The 18,599-nt window shown below is 73.8% G+C and carries 15 protein-coding genes; 13 read left to right on the top strand and 2 right to left on the bottom strand.

Going from position 1 to position 18,599, the window contains the following annotated elements; genetic code table 11:
- The first annotated feature begins 613 nt into the window (after positions 1-613).
- Together IE274_RS01415 and hemW are read left to right on the top strand one after the other, a co-directional pair.
- Positions 614-2,521, top strand: a complete 1,908-nt coding sequence (locus tag IE274_RS01415; RefSeq protein ID WP_233103478.1) for a SpoIIE family protein phosphatase — start codon at positions 614-616, stop codon at positions 2,519-2,521.
- A 203-nt stretch (positions 2,522-2,724) separates the two neighbouring features.
- The gene (gene hemW / locus IE274_RS01410; protein ID WP_190113671.1) at positions 2,725-3,957 is read left to right on the top strand and encodes a radical SAM family heme chaperone HemW; all 1,233 of its coding nucleotides are present in this window, start codon (positions 2,725-2,727) and stop codon (positions 3,955-3,957) included.
- 154 nt (positions 3,958-4,111) lie between these two features.
- On the opposite strand, the gene IE274_RS01405 is transcribed toward hemW, so the two are convergent.
- Positions 4,112-4,930 (bottom strand): DUF3097 domain-containing protein, encoded by an 819-nt coding sequence (locus tag IE274_RS01405; protein ID WP_190113670.1) that lies wholly within the window; start codon positions 4,928-4,930, stop codon positions 4,112-4,114.
- Between the two features lie 23 nt (positions 4,931-4,953).
- Complete coding sequence (locus IE274_RS01400; protein ID WP_190113669.1) at positions 4,954-5,727, bottom strand: MBL fold metallo-hydrolase; 774 nt, start codon at positions 5,725-5,727, stop codon at positions 4,954-4,956.
- 276 nt (positions 5,728-6,003) lie between these two features.
- Between IE274_RS01400 and hrcA the strand changes: the two genes are divergently transcribed.
- The 11 genes from hrcA to IE274_RS01345 all read left to right on the top strand — a co-directional run bounded on the left by hrcA (position 6,004) and on the right by IE274_RS01345 (position 18,486).
- Positions 6,004-7,020 (top strand): heat-inducible transcriptional repressor HrcA, encoded by a 1,017-nt coding sequence (hrcA, locus tag IE274_RS01395; protein ID WP_190113668.1) that lies wholly within the window; start codon positions 6,004-6,006, stop codon positions 7,018-7,020.
- Positions 7,021-8,160: a molecular chaperone DnaJ gene (dnaJ, locus tag IE274_RS01390; protein WP_190113667.1), complete on the top strand. Its 1,140-nt coding sequence runs from the start codon at positions 7,021-7,023 to the stop codon at positions 8,158-8,160.
- 212 nt (positions 8,161-8,372) lie between these two features.
- Positions 8,373-9,488, top strand: a complete 1,116-nt coding sequence (locus IE274_RS01385) for a nitronate monooxygenase (protein WP_190113666.1) — start codon at positions 8,373-8,375, stop codon at positions 9,486-9,488.
- Positions 9,485-10,234, top strand: coding sequence for a 16S rRNA (uracil(1498)-N(3))-methyltransferase (locus tag IE274_RS01380; RefSeq protein WP_190113665.1), 750 nt, complete (start codon positions 9,485-9,487; stop codon positions 10,232-10,234). The genes IE274_RS01385 and IE274_RS01380 overlap by 4 nt, the downstream gene beginning before the upstream one ends.
- A 22-nt stretch (positions 10,235-10,256) precedes the next feature.
- The gene (locus tag IE274_RS01375) at positions 10,257-10,658 is read left to right on the top strand and encodes a VOC family protein (protein ID WP_190113664.1); all 402 of its coding nucleotides are present in this window, start codon (positions 10,257-10,259) and stop codon (positions 10,656-10,658) included.
- Between the two features lie 94 nt (positions 10,659-10,752).
- Positions 10,753-11,388 (top strand): hypothetical protein, encoded by a 636-nt coding sequence (locus tag IE274_RS01370; protein WP_190113663.1) that lies wholly within the window; start codon positions 10,753-10,755, stop codon positions 11,386-11,388.
- Between the two features lie 45 nt (positions 11,389-11,433).
- Entirely contained in the window at positions 11,434-14,763 is a 3,330-nt protein-coding gene (locus tag IE274_RS01365; protein ID WP_190113662.1) for a S41 family peptidase, read from the top strand.
- A 140-nt stretch (positions 14,764-14,903) separates the two neighbouring features.
- Complete coding sequence (locus tag IE274_RS01360) at positions 14,904-15,257, top strand: histidine triad nucleotide-binding protein (protein ID WP_190113661.1); 354 nt, start codon at positions 14,904-14,906, stop codon at positions 15,255-15,257.
- A gap of 54 nt (positions 15,258-15,311) precedes the next feature.
- Complete coding sequence (locus tag IE274_RS01355; RefSeq protein ID WP_190113660.1) at positions 15,312-16,220, top strand: ribonuclease Z; 909 nt, start codon at positions 15,312-15,314, stop codon at positions 16,218-16,220.
- A 47-nt stretch (positions 16,221-16,267) separates the two neighbouring features.
- On the top strand, positions 16,268-17,269 hold the full coding sequence (locus IE274_RS01350) for an adenosine deaminase (protein ID WP_190113659.1): 1,002 nt from the start codon (positions 16,268-16,270) through the stop codon (positions 17,267-17,269).
- Between the two features lie 65 nt (positions 17,270-17,334).
- A complete protein-coding gene (locus IE274_RS01345) occupies positions 17,335-18,486 on the top strand; it encodes a carbohydrate kinase family protein (RefSeq protein WP_190113658.1) in 1,152 nt (383 codons plus the stop codon).
- Positions 18,487-18,599 lie beyond the last annotated feature (113 nt).

The following is an 18,599-nucleotide window of genomic DNA, read 5'->3' as shown; positions in this document are numbered from 1 at the left end:
GCTGTTCGGCCGGGGGCGGGGTGGTGGGCGGTGCCGCGGCCGGGGGTGGGATCTTGGCGCGGACGGTGCGGGCGGGGCGCTGTTCGGCCGGGGAAACCGGGCGGGGGCACTTCGGCGCCGGGGGCGTGCGCACGGCGTCGGGCGCCGGTGGCATGGATGCGCGCGGGGTGCCAGGGGTCGCCGATTCGGGCGCCTTCGTGTCGTCAAGTCCCGGTAAAGCAGCGGCAGTTGACGGTGACAGAGGGTTAGGGAGGGGGAGGTGTGAGGGTGGTGGGACGCGGCCGACGCTGCCCGCTTCGGCTGGCCGGATCTCGCCGGGCGTCACGGCCGCCGTCCGGGGCCGGATCAGGCCACCCGAATCCGCGGTGGCCGGTGGGGGTGTTGGGCCGGGAGCCACCGCGGCACCCGGGGCCGAAATCCGCGCAGGACTGCCCGTATCGGCGGATGACGGAATCTGACCGCGTCCGAGCGCGGGCGTAGCACTGTTCTCACTCATGGTGGCCCACTTCGGTAACTCGGTGCTTATGGGCCCAGTCAGTCTGTCACTCTGTCCGTGTCACCTGAGGCGTATTCGTCCGAACTGCTCAGGAGCCGCACAGTGGGGGCCATTCCGATGCAACGGGAGACTAGTTTTCGTGCTTCCGCCCAGCCCGCGGCACGCCCCGGGCCATGGGCCGTGGTGCGCACGTCCCTGCCCGGAAACCCGCTGGCGCCCGCTGCGGCACGCCGGTTCGTCCGGGCGGCGCTCGCCGACTGGACCGAGCTGGGGGTGCCCGCCGCGACCAGGATCACCGACCGGCTCGCCGACGACTCGGTGCTGCTGGTCAGCGAGTTGGTGACGAACGCCGTCGTGCACGCGGGCACCGCCGTCGACGTCCTGTGCCGCTTCGACGAGGGCGCACCGGGCGAGAGCATCGACGCCCTGGTCATCGAGGTGTCCGACCACCACCCGGCGCGCGCCGTGCGCAGCGAACCCCCCGCCCTTCAGCCCGGCACCCCCGAGTACGGCCGCGGCCTGCAACTCGTCGCCACCCTCTCCGAGTCCTGGGGCATCACCTACCGCTCCGGCACCAAGACGGTCTGGGCCCGGCTGCCCGTCGAAGGCCTCCCCGCCGTCCAGGACATCGAGACGTACGCCGGTGAACAGGCCCTGCAACGCGGCCTGCGCGCCGCCGAGATCCTCGCGCCGCTGCCCGGCAGAGCCACCCACGACACGGAGTGGATCAACCGCGGCGCCCTCACCTTCCTCGCCGAGGCCTCCGACCTGCTCGCCGGGCAGTTCGACGAGAACCTGGTCGCCGTGCTCGCCGGACAACTGCTCGTACCCCGCCTCGCGGACTGGTGCGCGGTGTGGCTCGACGACGAGGCGGAGGGCCCCGGGCGCACCCCCGACGGGCGCGCCCCCGGCACCCGCCTCGCCCGCGTCTGGCACACCAGCGAACACCGTATAGAGGAGCTGCGGAGGCTCCTGGAGAAGGAGCCGCCGCGGCTCACCGAGGCGGTGGGGTCCGGCGCGGTCGCCGTGCTGTGGCCCGGGGACGCGCTGGGCGGCGGACAGTCGGGCGGCGCGGCGCTCGCCTACCGGCTGGTGGCGGGCGGCCGCCAGCTCGGCACGCTCGTGATCGGGCGGGCCGGGCTCGTGCGCTTCCCCGACGAGGCCACCGGGCTCGTCGAGGACTTCAGCCGCCGCGTCTCGCTCGCCATCAGCGCCGCCCGCCGCTACCAGCGCCAGGCCACCATCAGCCAGGTCCTCCAGCGCGGCCTGCTGCCCAGCGCCGTCGCCGAGATCCCCGGCATGGACAGCGGCATCGTGTACGAGCCCCGCGAGCAGGGCGGGCCCGGCGGCGACTTCTACGACGTGTTCCAGGCCGGGCAGGGCCGCTGGTGCTTCGCTCTCGGCGACGTCCAGGGCAAGGGGCCCGAAGCGGCCGTCGTCATCGGGCTCGCCCGGCCCTGGCTGCGGCTGCTCGCCCGCGAGGGGTACCAGGTCGCGGAGGTCCTCGACCGGCTCAACCAGCTCCTCCTCGACGACGCCACCGAGGCCGCCGACGCCGCCGCGGCCGTCCTCGCCGTCGCCGGCGGCCAGGACGAGCCCGTCGACGGGCCCACCTCCCGGTTCCTGTCCCTCCTCTACGGCGAGCTCGTGCCCGTCGAAGGCGGCGTGCGGTGCACCGTGGCGTGCGCCGGGCATCCGCTGCCGCTGCTGCTCGGCTCCGACGGGCAGGTGCGGGCCGTGGCGGCGCCGCAGATGCTGCTCGGGGTCGTCGACGACGAGACGTACACCAGCACCACCTTCGAGCTGCGCACCGGCGACACGCTGCTGTGCGTCACCGACGGGGTGACCGAGCGGCGCTCCGGGCTGCATCTCTTCGACGACGGGGACGGGCTCGCCAAGGCGCTGGCGGGGTGTGCGGGCCTTGACGCGGAGCTCGTCGCCGAGCGGATCCGGCGGCTGGTCCATGAGTTCTCGCAGCGGCCGCCGGACGATGATCTGGCGCTGCTGGTGCTCAGGGCGAAGTGAGGGGAGCCATCGCGGGGCGCCCCGGGCCCACCCCTTCGCCGAACCCGGGGCTCCGCCCCGGACCCCGCTCCTCGATCGCCGGAGGGGCTGTAACCAGCCCGTCCGGCGATTGAGGACGAGCGCGCAGCGCGATCGGGGGCGCCCACGGGGACCGGCAACCCTACGGGGACCGCGAACCCCGGGCGTCCGGGACAATGGCAGGTATGCCTTCTGCACTGCCCGACGGTGAGCCCATGCCCGAGGACGGGGCGCTGCCCGCCTCCGCCCTGGTCGGAGCGGGTGAGCGGCCGCTCGGGTTCTATCTGCACGTGCCGTACTGCGCCACCCGCTGCGGCTACTGCGACTTCAACACCTACACCGCCACCGAGCTGCGCGGCAGCGGCGGCGTGCTCGCCTCCCGCGACAACTACGCCGACACCCTCGTCGACGAGGTCCGCCTCGCGCGCAAGGTCCTCGGCGACGACCCGCGCCCGGTGCGGACCGTGTTCGTCGGCGGCGGTACGCCCACGCTGCTGGCCGCCGACGATCTCGTACGGATGCTCGCCGCCGTACGCGACGAGTTCGGGCTCGCCGACGACGCGGAGATCACCACCGAGGCGAATCCGGAGTCCGTCGACCCCGCCTATCTGAGCGCGCTGCGCGAGGGCGGGTTCAACCGCGTCTCCTTCGGCATGCAGAGCGCCAAGCAGCACGTCCTGAAGATCCTCGACCGTACGCACACGCCGGGGCGGCCCGAGGCGTGCGTGGCCGAGGCGCGCGCCGCCGGGTTCGAGCACGTCAACCTCGACCTGATCTATGGCACGCCCGGGGAGACCGATGACGACTGGCGGGCCTCGCTGGACGCCGCCATCGGGGCCGGGCCCGACCATGTCTCCGCGTACGCGCTGATCGTCGAGGAGGGGACGCAGCTCGCGCGGCGGATCCGGCGTGGGGAGGTGCCCATGACCGACGACGACGTGCACGCCGACCGGTATCTGATCGCCGAGGAGCGGCTCTCCGGCGCCGGGTTCCACTGGTACGAGGTGTCCAACTGGGCCACCTCCGAGGCCGGGCGGTGCCTGCACAACGAGTTGTACTGGCGGGGCGCCGACTGGTGGGGGGCCGGGCCGGGGGCCCACAGCCACGTGGGGGGCGTGCGGTGGTGGAACGTGAAGCATCCCGGGGCGTACGCCGCCGCGCTCGCCGGGGGCAGGTCGCCCGGGGCCGGGCGTGAGGTCCTCTCGGACGAGGACCGGCGGGTCGAGCGGGTGCTGCTCGAGCTGCGGCTGCTTGAAGGGTGCCCTCTGTCTTTGTTGAAGGAGGCCGGGCTGGCCGCGTCCCGGCGTGCCCTTGCCGACGGACTGCTTGACCCCGGGCCCTATGCGGAGGGGCGGGCCGTGCTCACCCTGCGGGGGCGGTTGCTGGCCGACGCCGTCGTGCGGGACCTGGTCGACTGACCGGTCGTATGGGGCTTCGCCCCTGTCCCCCTCTGTCGCCGCTTCGCGCCTCGTCCTCAAGCGCCGGACGGGCTGATACCTCCTCGTCCGGCGCCTCGTCCTCAAGTGCTGGACGGGCTGATACCTCCTCGTTCGGCGCCTGACAGGGGCCCGGCTACGGAGCCGTCACGAAATCGATCAGCTCCTCGACCCTGCCCAGAAGCTGCGGCTCCAGGTCCTTGTAGCTGTGGACCGAGCGCAGGATGTGCTGCCAGGCCGCGCCGGTGTTGTCCGGCCAGCCGAGGGCGCGGCACACGCCGGTTTTCCAGTCCTGGCCGTGGGGGATCCGGGGCCAGGCCGTGATGCCCAGGGAGGACGGCTTCACGGCCTCCCACACGTCGATGTAGGGGTGGCCGACGACCAGGGCGTGGTCGCTGCTGACGGCCGCGGCGATGCGGGACTCCTTGGAGCCCGGGACCAGGTGGTCGACGAGGATGCCGAGGCGGGCCCCGGCGTCGGGGGCGAACTCCTCGACGACGGCGGGCAGGTCGTCGATGCCTTCCAGGTACTCGACGACGACGCCCTCGACGCGCAGGTCGTCGCCCCAGACCTTCTCGACCAGCTCGGCGTCGTGCCGTCCTTCCACGTAGATCCGCCCCGCCCGGGCCACGCGGGCCCGCGCCCCGGGCACCGCGAGGGAGCCGGACGCGGTGCGCGCGGGCTGCCGGGGCGCGGCGGCGGCCGTCGGGCGGACCAGCGTGACGACCCGGCCCTCCAGGAGGAAGCCGCGCGGCGCCATCGGGAACACGCGGTGCTTGCCGAAGCGGTCCTCCAGCGTCACCGTCGGCCCCTCGGCCGTCTTCTCGCAGCGGATCACCGCACCGCAGAAGCCCGTGGTGACCTCCTCCACGACCAGGTCGGTCTCGGCGGGCACCTCGGGGGCGGGAGCCTGCTTCTTCCAGGGCGGGGTCAGGTCCGGGTGGTAGCTGCGCATGGGCCAGACGTTATGGCATGGCGTCAGGCGACACCGAACCGCCGGGCCAGCTCGTCGCGTTGGCGGCGTACGAAGGCGGCGTCGACGACCGCCCCGTGCCCGGGCACGTACAACGCGTCCTCGCCGCCCAGGTCGAGGAGCCGGTCGAGCGCGGCGGGCCAGTGCCGGGGCGCCGCGTCGGGACCGGCCTGCGGCTCGCCGGACTCCTCGACCAGGTCGCCGCAGAAGACGACTTCAGGGCCGCCGTCGGCATCGCCGGGAACCAGGACCACCAGGTCGTGGCCCGAGTGGCCGGGGCCGACGTTGGCCAGCAGCACCTGGATGCCGCCCAGGTCCAGGGTCCATTCGCCGCACACCAGGTGGCGCGGGTGGACGAGGAGGTCGGCGGCCTCGGCCGCGGCGGCCGGGTCCAGGCCCTGGGCGACGGCGTCCGCGCGCAGCTCGTCGCGGCCCTGGTCCAGGACCGTGTCGACGCCGACGGCGCCGAAGATCTCGACGCCCGCGAACGCCGCCGCGCCGAGGACGTGGTCGAAGTGGGGGTGGGTGAGGGCGAGATGGGTCACACGCCGGTCGCCGCCGAGGAGCCGCCGGGCGTCGGCGCGCAGCCGGGAGCCCTCGCGCAGGCTCGACCCGGCCTCGATCATCAGGGCCGCGTCGTCGCCGACGACGAGCCCGGCCGTGCAGTCCCACACCGGCAGCCTGCACCGCCCCACGCGCGCGGCGAGCCGTTCCCAGCCCGCCTCCGCCCAGGCCGGTGCGGGCGCGGGGGAAGGCGTGCTCGTATCCCTCGTATCCATGGGGTGACGCTAACGCCGACGGCGCGCGGCGGCAGGACGGGCCCGGGGCGAGAGCGAACCGCTGCCCTGGACGTCACGCGGTGGTACCCGTCGGTACGACAAGGCGGGACAAGGGCGGCACTCGTCGGCATGACAAAGGGGTCGGCCCTTGCCGGGGCTGTACCCACCGGCCGTACACTGACTCGGTGAAGGCTGGCACTCGTGTGTGGTGAGTGCCAAGGTGAGGGGCCACCGCGGGGGGCTCCGGGTGCGGGACGACAGCTGGAGGTGTGCGCGATGCTCAGTGAACGCAGGCTTGAGGTGCTGCGCGCCATCGTCCACGACTACGTGGGCACGGAGGAGCCCGTCGGCTCCAAGGCGCTCACCGAACGCCACCACCTCGGCGTCTCCCCGGCCACGGTCCGCAACGACATGGCCGCGCTGGAGGAGGAAGGGTTCATCGCCCAGCCGCACACCAGCGCCGGGCGGATCCCGACCGACAAGGGGTACCGCCTGTTCGTGGACCGCCTCGCGGGCGTCAAGCCGATGACGCCGCCGGAGCGGCGCGCGATCCAGAACTTCCTGGACGGCGCGGTCGACCTGGACGACGTCGTGGGGCGCACGGTGCGGCTGCTCGCGCAGCTCACCCGGCAGGTCGCGGTGGTGCAGTATCCGTCGCTGACCCGCTCCACGGTGCGGCACGTGGAACTGCTCTCGCTGGCCCCGGCCCGCCTGATGCTGGTCCTCATCACCGACACCGGCCGGGTCGAGCAGCGCATGGTCGACTGCCCGGCGCCGTTCGGTGAGACGTCGCTCGCGGACCTGCGGGCGCGGCTCAACAGCCGGGTCGCGGGCCGCCGCTTCTCCGACGTGCCGCAGCTCGTGCAGGACCTCGCGGAGTCCTTCGACAAGGACGACCGGGGCACGGTGACGACGGTCCTCTCCACCCTCCTCGAAACGCTGGTGGAGGAGACCGAGGAGCGGCTGATGATCGGCGGCACCGCCAATCTCACCCGCTTCGGACATGACTTTCCCCTCACCATCAGGCCCGTCCTTGAGGCACTGGAGGAGCAGGTCGTCCTCCTCAAGTTGCTTGGTGAGGCGACGGATTCGGGCATGACAGTCAAGATCGGTCACGAGAACGCCCACGAGGGGCTCAGCTCCACGTCGGTGGTCTCCGTCGGCTACGGTTCGGGGAGCGAGGCAGTGGCCAAGCTGGGCGTGGTCGGACCGACCCGCATGGACTATCCGGGAACGATGGGAGCAGTACGCGCAGTGGCACGTTACGTCGGACAGATCCTGGCGGAGTCGTAAGTGGCCACGGACTACTACGCCGTACTAGGCGTGCGCCGCGACGCTTCCCAGGACGACATCAAGAAGGCCTTCCGGCGGCTCGCACGCGAGCTGCACCCGGACGTCAATCCTGACCCGAAGACGCAAGAGCGCTTCAAGGAGATCAACGCCGCGTACGAGGTGTTGTCGGACCCGCAGAAGAAGCAGGTCTACGACCTCGGCGGCGACCCGCTGTCCCAGGCCGGCGGCGCCGGTGGCGCGGGCGGCTTCGGAGCGGGTGGCTTCGGCAACTTCTCCGACATCATGGACGCGTTCTTCGGTACGGCGTCGCAGCGCGGGCCGCGTTCGCGCACCCGGCGCGGGCAGGACGCCATGATCCGCCTGGAGATCGACCTCGAAGAGGCGGCCTTCGGCACCACCAAGGACATCCAGGTCGACACGGCCGTCGTCTGCACGACGTGCTCCGGGGAGGGTGCCGCGCCCGGCACCTCCGCGCAGACCTGCGACATGTGCCGCGGTCGCGGCGAGGTGTCCCAGGTCACGCGGTCCTTCCTCGGCCAGGTCATGACCTCCCGGCCGTGCCCGCAGTGCCAGGGCTTCGGGACCGTCGTGCCGACGCCGTGCCCCGAGTGCGCGGGCGACGGGCGGATCCGGTCGCGGCGCACGCTCACCGTGAAGATCCCGGCCGGGGTCGACAACGGCACCCGGATCCAGCTCGCCGGTGAGGGTGAGGTCGGGCCCGGCGGGGGTCCCGCCGGTGACCTGTACGTGGAGATCCACGAGCTGCCGCACGCCGTCTTCCAGCGGCGCGGGGACGATCTGCACTGCACCGTCACGCTGCCCATGACCGCCGCGTCGCTCGGCACGAAGGTGCCCCTCGAGACGTTGGACGGCATGGAGGAGGTCGACATCCGGCCCGGTACGCAGTCCGGGCAGTCGATCCCGCTGCACGGGCGCGGGGTCACCCACCTGCGCGGTGGGGGGCGCGGTGACCTCATCGTGCACGTCGAGGTGCTCACGCCGTCCAAGCTCGATCCCGAGCAGGAACGGTTGCTGCGGGAGCTTGCGCAGCTGCGGGGTGAGGAGCGGCCTACCGGCCAGTTTCAACCGGGGCAGCAGGGGCTCTTCTCGCGCCTGAAGGACGCGTTCAACGGGCGCTAGCGCCTTGGGCGGCCCGGGGTGAGCGTGGACGTCACGCTCACCCCGGGCCGACTTGCGTGGTCACCCTGTGCGCGATGGCTCCGTCGGCCGGGGCTGTGCCCACCCGTGCCGCCCCTGGCGGCCCAGCTGCCCACAGGGCAGGACGGGCAGGACGGTGCGCCGCCGCTGGACCCCGGACGAGGCGCCTCCGCCAGACGTGGCACGATGCCGGTATGTCCTCCGCGCTCACCGATCTCTGTCGCTATCCGATCGTGCAGGCCCCGATGGCGGGCGGTGGCTCGACGCCGCAGCTCGCGGCGGCGGTCGCTGAGGCCGGGGGGCTGGGCTTCCTCGCTGCCGGGTACAAAACCGCCGACGGGATGTATCAGGAGATCAAGCAGGTCAGGGGCCTGACGGCGCGGCCGTTCGGCGTGAACCTGTTCATGCCGCAGCCGGAGTACCCCGGTGCGGGCCCCGGTTCCACCGGAGCGGTCGGCGCCGCGCCCCTCGACGCCGCCGTCGAGGTGTACCGCAACCAGCTCGCGGGCGAGGCCACCTGGTACGAGACGCAGCTCGGCGACACCGAGGGTAAGCGCGACGACGGCTACGACGCGAAGCTCGCGATCCTCCTCGACGACCCGGTGCCGCTGGTGTCGTTCACGTTCGGCTGCCCGACCCGGGAGGCTGTACAGGCGCTGGACCGCGTGGGTACCCGTACCGTCGTCACCGTCACCACGCCCGAGGAGGCCCGCGCGGCCCAGCGGGCGGGTGCCGACGCGGTGTGCGTGCAGGGCATCGAGGCGGGCGGCCACCAGGGCACGCACCGCGACAACCCGGAGGCGGACGGCTCCGGCATCGGCCTGCTGAGCCTGATCGCGCAGGTCCGCGAGACCGTGCAGCTGCCGGTGATCGCGGCGGGCGGCCTGATGCGCGGCGGCCAGATCGCCGCCGTCCTCGCCGCGGGCGCCGCCTTCGCCCAGCTCGGCACCGCGTTCCTGGTCACCCCCGAGTCGGGCGCGCAGCCGCTGCACAAGCAGGCCATGACGAACCCCCTGTTCAGCCACACCGAGCTGACCCGGGCCTTCTCCGGCCGCCCCGCCCGCGGCCTGGTCAACCGCTTCATGCGCGAGCACGGCCCGTACGCCCCGGCCGCGTACCCGCAGGTCCACTACCTCACCGCGGGCCTGCGCAAGGCCGCGGCCAAGGCCGGTGACCCGCAGGCCATGGCGCTGTGGGCGGGCCAGGGTCACCGCCTGGCGCGGGCGCTGCCCGCCGGGGAGCTGATGGAGGTCCTGGTCGCCGAACTCGACGAGGCGAAGGCCGTGTTCGGCGCGCGGGGTGCGGAGTGACGGCGCCGGTCTTCGTCGTCGAGGACTTCCGGGGCGCGGGCCCCGGCGGCCGCTACGTACTCGAAGGGCCCGAGGGGCGGCACGCGGTGTCCGTGAAGCGGCTGCACGCGGGCGAGGACGTCGTCCTCACCGACGGCGCCGGACGCTGGGCGCACGGCGTCGTCACGGACACCGAGGGCAAGGACCGCCTGACGGTGTCCCTGGACGCCGACGGCGTCCGCGAGGAGGCGCGGGAGACGCCCAGGATCACCGTCGTGCAGGCGCTGCCCAAGGGCGACCGGGGCGAGCTGGCCGTGGAGACCATGACGGAGACCGGCGTCGACGAGGTCGTGCCCTGGGCCGCGTCCCGCTGCATCACGCAGTGGAAGGGCGAGCGCGGTCAGAAGGCGCTCGGCAAGTGGCGGGCGACGGCACGCGAGGCGGGCAAGCAGTCGCGCCGCGTGCGCTTCCCGGACGTCGCGGAACTGGCCACGACCAAGCAGGTCGCGGCGCTCCTGGCCGCCGCCGACCTCGCCGCCGTCCTGCACGAGGAGGGCAGCGAACCGCTGGCCACCGCCGAACTCCCCGCCACCGGCCACCTCGTCCTCGTCGTCGGCCCCGAGGGCGGCGTGTCCCCGGACGAGCTGGCGGCGTTCGCGCAGGCGGGTGCCAAGCCCTACCGGCTCGGGCGTAGCGTGTTGCGCACGTCGACCGCGGGCACCGCCGCGACGGCCCTCCTCCTCGGCCGGACCGGACGCTGGTCCTGATCACCGCCCGAAAGGCATCCCCGTGGAACTCGCCCAGGTACGCCTGCTCGTCACCGACTTCCCCGCCTGCTACCGCTTCTACGCAGACGTCCTCGGCCTGAAGCCCCAGTCGGGCGCGGCGAACGGACCGTACGAGAAGTTCAGCCCCACGACGGGCTCCGCGGGCATCGCCCTGCAGGACCGGACCGTGATGGCCGAACTCCTCGGCGAACTCGCCGAGTCGGCGACCGGCCACCGCTCCCTGGTGGTGCTGCGCGTCGACGACCTGGACGCGTACTGCGAGCGGATCACCGAGCGCGGCGCGGAGCTGACGCACGGGCCCGCGCCGATGACGGACCGGATGCGGGTGGCCCACCTCAAGGACCCCGAGGGGAACCTGGTGGAGCTCCAGGAGTGGCTGCTGCTGCGCACGGATCGCGCCTGACCGGACGCGACAGGGCCGCTGACGGGGGCGGTTACCGGACAGATGGCCACAAGCGGTCTACCGCCGTGCCGTCCACGGTGGCACGCTGCCGCTCATGGGGGCATTGAGGCGAATACCGCGCACACGGCGGGCGCGCAGCGTTCTCGTCGCCGTGACGGCCATGGCGGCGGCCGGTCTCGGCCTGACCGCGTGCGACCCCGTCGAGGGCGACATGAGTACGTCCGCCGTCGCGATCACCACCGACAAGATGGGCACGCGGGAGCTGGAGCGCCAGCACGCCGAGGTGGACTGGCTCACCTGTACGGCGTCGTTCATCGGCCGGGACAAGAAGGCCTCGGAGTCCGACGAGCCGCGGGCCGCGCAGGTCGACTGCCGCGGCCAGTCCGACGACGACGAGGTCATCACCATCAAGGGCCGGGTGACGGAGGTGCAGAACGGCGCCTGCGTCCGCGGGCATCTGACCGCGAAGGTCGGCAGCGAGGAGTGGTTCCGCGTCGACGCCCTCGGCAACTGCGACCACACGCCCGACGACGACGGCAACGACGACCAGGGCAACGACGACAGCGGCAATGACGGCAACGACGGCAATGGCAACGACGGCAACGGCAGTGACGGGCATGACGGCAACGGCAACGGCAGTGACGACAACGCCGGGCACGAGAAGCCCGATCCCGGGCCCACCGCCACCGTCACCGTGACCGAACAGCCGGACGAGGAACCGGGCAAGTGATCCAAAACGCCTCCGCCCCGCGCGCCGCCTGCTTAGGCTGACGGTGTGACTCAGCCTGCCTACCTCCGGTTTCCGCACCTGCGCGGCGAGTTGATCGCCTTCACCGCAGAGGACGACGTCTGGCTCGCCCCGCTCGACGGCGGCCGCGCCTGGCGGGTCAGCGCCGACAACGTACCCGTGACCCAGCCACGGATCTCCCCGGACGGCACCACCGTCGCGTGGACGTCCACGCGCGACGGCGCCCCCGAGGTGCACGTCGCGCCCGTGGCCGGTGGCCCCACCCGGCGCCTGACGTACTGGGGCAGCGGGAAGACGTCCGTGCGCGGCTGGACGGCCGACGGCCGGGTCCTCGCGATCAGCACCGAGGGCGAGGCGTCGCTGCGCCGCACCCGGGCGCGCGCGGTGCCGCTCGACGGCGGGCCCGCCGAGACGCTGCCGTACGGCCTCGTCGGGGACGTCGCGTACGGGCCGCAGGGCGACGTGCTGCTGCTGTCCGCGCCGATGGGGCGGGAGGCCGCCTGGTGGAAGCGGTACCGGGGCGGCACGGCGGGCAAGCTGTGGATCCGGCAGGGGGCGGGGACGGCGGCCGAAGGGGCCGACGGCGCCGACAGTGCCGACAGCCCGGCCGGCGCCGACAGCGCTGACAGCCCCGACAGTCCTGACTCGGGGCCCCGCTTCGTACGGCTGCACGCCGACCTCGACGGGAACATCGAGTACCCGCTGTGGGTCGGCGACCGCGTCGCGTTCCTCAGCGACCACGAAGGCGTCGGCGCCGTGTACTCCTCGCTGCCCGACGGCACCGACCTGCGCCGCCACACGCCCGTCGGGGGCGGCTTCTACGCCCGGCACGCCGCCACCGACGGCACCCGCGTCACGTACACCGCGGCCGGTGAACTCTGGCTCCTGGACGACCTCGTGGACGCCGAGCCGCGCCGCCTGGACATCGTCCTCGGCGGGCAGCGCACGGACCTGCAGCCGCATCCGGTGAGCGCCGCCCGCTGGTTCGGGGCCGCCGCGCCCGACCACACCGGGCGCGGCAGCGCCGTCGCCGTGCGCGGCGCCGTGCACTGGGTCACGCACCGCGAGGGGCCCGCCCGGGCGCTCGCCGCCGAACCGGGGGTGCGGGCGCGGCTTCCGCGCACGTTCCGGGTGGACGGCGAGGAGCACGTGGTGTGGGTGACGGACGCCGAGGGCGACGACGCCCTGGAGTTCGCGCCCGCCACCGGCCTGGCGCCCGGCGCGACACCCCGGCGGCTCGCCGCCGGACAGCTCGGCCGGGTCCTCGCGCTCGCCATGGCGCCCGACGGCAGCCGGGCGGCCGTCGCCGCGCACGACGGGCGGGTGCTCTTCGTGGAGCGCGACAGCGGCGAGGTGCGGGAGGTGGACCGGGCGGAGCACGGCGAGGCCACCGGGCTCGTGTTCTCGCCCGACTCCGCGTGGCTCGCCTGGTCGCATCCCGGGCCGCGCCCGCTGCGCCAGCTCAAGCTCGCCAACACCGCCGACCTGGCCGTGTCGGAGGCCACCCAGCTCAGATTCCGGGACTACAGCCCGGCGTTCACCCTCGACGGCAAGCACCTCGCGTTCCTGTCCGCGCGGGCCTTCGACCCCGTCTACGACGACCACGTCTTCGACCTCGCGTTCGTCGGCGGCGCCCGGCCGCACCTGATCACCCTCGCGGCCACGACGCCCTCGCCGTTCGGGCCGCAGCGGCACGGCCGGGCCTTCGACGCCCCGGACACCCCGCACGCCGAGACGCCCGACAGCGAGGGCACGCCCGCGACCCGCGTCGACCTCGACGGGCTCGCCGAACGCGTCGTGCCGTTCCCCGTGGAGGCCGCCCGCTACTCCACACTGCGCGCCGCCAAGGACGGACTGCTGTGGCTGCGCCACCCCGTGCACGGCGTGCTCGGGGCGTCCCGCGCCACCCCGACGGACCCCGACCCCAGCTCCGAGCTGGAGCGCTACGACCTCGCGCAGCACCGCGTCGAGGAACTCGCCGGTGTCGCCGAGCACTTCGCGGTCACCGGCGACGGCAAGCGGGTGCTGCTGTGGGCCGACGGCAAGCTGAAGGTCGTGCCGAGCGACCGGCGGGCGTCCGGCGACGAGGACAGCGACACGAACATCACCGTCGACCTCGGCCGCGTACGCCAGACCATCGACCCGGCCGCCGAGTGGCGGCAGATGTACGACGAGGCCGGGCGCCTCATGCGGGACAACTTCTGGCGGCCCGACATGGGCGGCGTCGACTGGGACGCCGTCCTGGAGCGCTACCGCCCCGTCCTCGCCCGCGTCGCCACCCACGACGACCTCATGGACCTGCTGTGGGAGGTGCAGGGCGAACTCGGCACCTCGCACGCCTACGTGACGCCGCGCGGCGGCTGGGGCGGCGGCGCGGGCACCCGGCAGGGGCTGCTCGGCGTGGACCTCTCGCGCGGGGAGGACGGGGCGTGGCGCGTCGACCGGGTGCTGCCGTCCGAGACGTCCGACCCGGACGCGCGTTCGCCGCTGGCCGCGCCCGGGGTCGCGGTGCGGGCGGGCGACGCGATCCTCGCCGTGGGCGGGCGGCCCGTCGACCCGGTGACCGGGCCCGGGCCGCTGCTCGTCGGCACCGCGGGCAAGCCCGTCGAGCTGACCGTGTCGCCCGCGGGCGGCGGCGACCCGCGGCACGCCGTCGTCGTTCCCGTGGACGACGAGGAGCCGCTGCGATACCACGCGTGGGTCGCCGACCGGCGGGCCTACGTCCACGAGCGCTCCGGCGGGCGGCTCGGCTATCTGCACGTGCCCGACATGCAGGCGCCCGGCTGGGCCCAGATCCACCGGGACCTGCGGATCGAGGTCGCCCGGGAGGGGCTTGTCGTCGACGTCCGCGAGAACCGCGGCGGGCACACCTCGCAACTCGTCGTGGAGAAGCTGGCCCGCCGCATCGTCGGCTGGGACCTGCCGCGCGGGTCCGGGCCGCTCAGCTATCCCGGGGACGCGCCGCGCGGGCCCGTCGTCGCCGTCGCCAACGAGTTCTCCGGCTCCGACGGGGACATCGTCAACGCGGCGATCAAGGCGCTCGGGATCGGTCCCGTCGTCGGTACGCGCACGTGGGGCGGCGTCGTCGGCATAGACAGCCGGTACCACCTCGTCGACGGCACGCTCGTGACGCAGCCCAAGTACGCCTTCTGGATGGAGGGGTACGGGTGGGGGGTCGAGAACTACGGGGTCGACCCGGACGTCGAGGTCGTGGTGACCCCCGAGGACTACGCGGCGGGGCGGGACCCGCAGTTGGACGAGGCCGTACGCGTGGCGTTGGCGGCGCTCGAGGTGACCCCGGCGAAGACTCCGCCCGCCGTGCCCGGTGGGCCCGGGGACGGGGCGCCGTCGGCCTGACGGTCGCCGCCGCGGCCGGGGGCGCCTGCCCTCGGCCCGCCCCCCCTCGCCCCTCGGGCACACTGCCGCCCCGCCGACCCCGCACCCCACCCCGATACGATGCGACTCACGTGATTCCAGTGACCCGGGAGGGTGTCCCCATGGCGGGTGAACCGCAGGCCGACTGCCTGTTCTGCAAGATCGTCGCGGGTGAGGTGCCCGCGACCGTCGTGCGGGAGACCGAGACGACCGTCGCCTTCCGCGACATCAACCCGCAGGCCCCCACGCACGTCCTGGTGATCCCCAAGGTGCACTACCCGGACGCCGCGTCCCTCGCCGCCGCCGATCCGAAGGCCGCCGCTGACGTGCTGCGCGCGGCCGGTGAGGTCGCCGCCGAGGAGAAGGCCGAGAGCTACCGCATCGTCTTCAACACCGGCTCCGGCGCCGGGCAGACCGTCTTCCACGCGCACGCCCACGTCCTCGGCGGCCGCGGCCTCCAGTGGCCCCCCGGCTAGCCGACACGGCACCGCCACCTCCGCCCGCACCCCGAACAGCTTGGACGATCCCCTGTGTCCGTACGTGAATTGGTGGTCCTCGGCACCGCGAGCCAGGTGCCGACCCGCCAGCGCAATCACAACGGCTACGTCCTGCTCTGGGACGGCGAGGGCATCCTCTTCGACCCGGGCGAGGGCACGCAGCGCCAGATGCTGCGTGCCTCCGTCGCCGCGCACGACCTGAACCGGCTCTGCGTCACGCACTTCCACGGCGACCACAGCCTGGGCCTCGCGGGCGTGATCCAGCGCATCAACCTGGACCGCGTGCCGCACCCCGTCATCGCCCACTACCCGGCGTCCGGCCAGCACTTCTTCGACCGGCTGCGGTACTCCACCGCCTACCGCGAGACCGTCGACCTGGTGCAGGCGCCGGTGGCCGCCGACGGCGTCATCGCCGACGCGCCCTCGTACCGCCTGGAGACCGCGAAGCTCTCCCACCCCGTGGAGGCGTACGGCTACCGCCTCGTCGAGCCCGACGGGCGCCGCATCCTGCCCGCGCTGCTCGCCGAACGCGGCATCAAGGGCCCCGACATCGGCGTCCTGCAACGCGCGGGCAGCCTGCGCGGCGTGACCCTCGACGAGGTCAGCGAGGTGCGGCGCGGGCAGCGGTTCGCCTTCGTGATGGACACCCGGCTGTGCGACGGCGTGCACGCCCTCGCCGACGGCTGCGACATGCTTGTCATCGAGTCGACCTTCCTCGACGAGGACCACCGGCTCGCCTCCGACCACGGTCATCTGACCGCCGGGCAGGCCGCGGGCGTGGCCCGGGACGCCGGGGTGCGCCACCTCGTCCTCACCCACTTCAGCCAGCGGTACGCCGACCCCGCGCTCTTCGAACGGCAGGCGCGGGCCGCCGGGTTCGAGGGCGAGCTGACGGTCGCGCGGGACCTGATGCGCGTACCGCTGCCCAAGCGCACCCCCTAGCACCACCCATCTGAGACAGCTGAGTCACCCGAGAGAAACGCGCCACCATGCCCCTCCCCAAGGCCGAACTGCACCTGCACATCGAAGGCACCCTCGAACCCGAACTCGCCTTCGCGCTCGCCGAACGCAACGGCGTCCCGCTGCCGTACGCCGACACCGAAGAGCTGCGCAAGGCCTACCTCTTCGACGACCTGCAGTCGTTCCTCGACCTCTACTACGGCCTGATGGCCGTCCTGCGCACCGAGGCCGACTTCGAGGACCTCGCGGACGCCTATCTCGCGCGGGCCGCCGCGCAGGGCGTGCGGCACGCCGAGATCTTCTTCGACCCGCAGGCGCACACCGCGCGCGGCATCCCGTTCGCCACGGTCGTCGAGGGCCTCGGCCGCGCCCTGGACCGCAGCGAGGAGCGGCACGGCGTCTCCACCCGCCTCATCATGTGCTTCCTGCGCGATCAGTCCGCCGAGTCGGCGATGGCGACCCTGGAGGCCGCGAAGCCGCACCTGGACCGGATCATCGGCGTCGGCCTGGACTCCGCCGAGGTCGGCCACCCGCCGAGCAAGTTCGCCGCCGTGTACGAGGCCGCGGGCGTGCTCGGGCTGCGGAAGGTGGCGCACGCGGGGGAGGAGGGCCCGGCCGCGTACGTGCGGGAGGCGCTCGACGTACTCGGGGTCGAGCGGATCGACCACGGGCTGCGCTGCGTGGAGGACCCGGAGCTGGTCGAGCGGCTGGTGCGGGACCGGGTGCCGCTGACGCTGTGCCCGCTGTCCAACGTGCGGCTGCGGGCCGTCGACATCCTGGAGCAGCACCCGCTGCCGCGGATGATGGCGGCCGGGCTGCTGTGCACCATCAACTCCGACGACCCCGCCTACTTCGGCGGCTATGTGGACGACACGTTCCACGCCGTGCACGAGGCCCTGGGCATCGGCCCCGAGGGGCTGCGCGAGCTCGCCCGCAACTCCTTCGAGGCCGCGTTCCTGGACGGCGGCCCGGAGGAGGAGGCGCTGCGCGCGCGGTACCTCGCGGAGGTCGCGGCGTACGAGTTCGACTGACGGACACCGGGCCGTCCCGGCGACGTACGCGACGCGTTGTCACAGGCCTGGGTTACGTTGCCCTCATGGCCGTACCACCCGCTGTACCACCCGGCGTACCGCAGGAGACACCCGCCGCGGCTGCGGAGACCGTCGTCGATCCCCTCAAGTCGGCGCGCAGGGCGGGCGATCCGCCCTGCGACGTGTACCTCACCGGGACCGTCTTCCTGGACATCATCTTCACCGGCCTCGACTCGGCGCCCGTGCGCGGCACCGAGTCGTGGGCGCGCGGCATGGGGTCGAGCCCGGGCGGCGTCGCCAACATGGCGAGCGCCCTGGCCCGGCTCGGCCTGCGCACCTCCCTGGCCGCCGCCTTCGGCGACGACCACTACGGGGAGTACTGCTGGGACGCCCTGGAGCGGGGCGAGGGCATCGACCTGTCGTCGTCACGGACGGTGCCCGGCTGGCACTCGCCGGTGACGGTGTCCATGGCGTACGAGGGCGAGCGGACCATGGTCAGCCACGGCCACGAGCCGCCGCCCGACGCGGACTCCCCGGACGGCGGCGCCCCGAAGTGCCCGCCGCGGGCGCGGGCCGCCATCGCCTCCCTGGTGCCCGGGGTGCGGGCGCCGTGGATCGCCGCGGCGGCCCGGCGCGGGACGCGCATCTTCGCGGACGTGGGCTGGGACGACACCGGCGCCTGGGACCTGACCGCGCTGCCGGACCTGGCGCACTGCGAGGCGTTCCTGCCGAACGCCCAGGAGGCCATGCGGTACACGGGCACCACCTGCCCGCGCGCCGCCGCGCACGCCCTCACCGAGCACGTTCCGCTCGCCGTGGTCACCCTCGGCGCCGAGGGGGCGTACGCGGTCGACGGGCGCACCGGCGAGACGGCGTCCGTGCCCGCCATCGAGGTGGAGGCCCTCGACCCCACCGGCGCGGGCGACGTGTTCGTCGCGGGGTTCGTCACCGGCACGCTGGCCGGGTGGCCGCTCGCCGACCGGCTCGCCTTCGCCGGGCTCACCGCGGCGCTGTCCGTGCAGGAGTTCGGCGGCTCCCTGTCGGCGCCCGGGTGGGCGGAGGTCGCGGCCTGGTGGCGGCGGGTCGGCGAGTTCGACGAGCAGGACCCGGTGGCCCTGCGGCGGTACGCCTTCCTGGAGGACCTGCTGCCCGCGGGCGGCCGGGCCTGGCCGCTGCGTCGGGCGGTGCCGACGATCGGCTTCGGCCGGTCGCTGTAGGGCGCGTCCGCCGCTGCCCGTCGCTGTTCGTCCCCGCCGGTCCCGGAAAAGGGCTTAGGCCTTGTCAGTGGCGCGTCGTACGCTTGGGAGTGCAGAAGTCGCCTCGCGGCGAG

Source organism: Streptomyces flavofungini (assembly GCF_014650815.1).
In the GTDB taxonomy this organism is placed as follows: domain Bacteria; phylum Actinomycetota; class Actinomycetes; order Streptomycetales; family Streptomycetaceae; genus Streptomyces; species Streptomyces flavofungini.
This window is presented reverse-complemented; position numbering and strand designations above follow the sequence as displayed.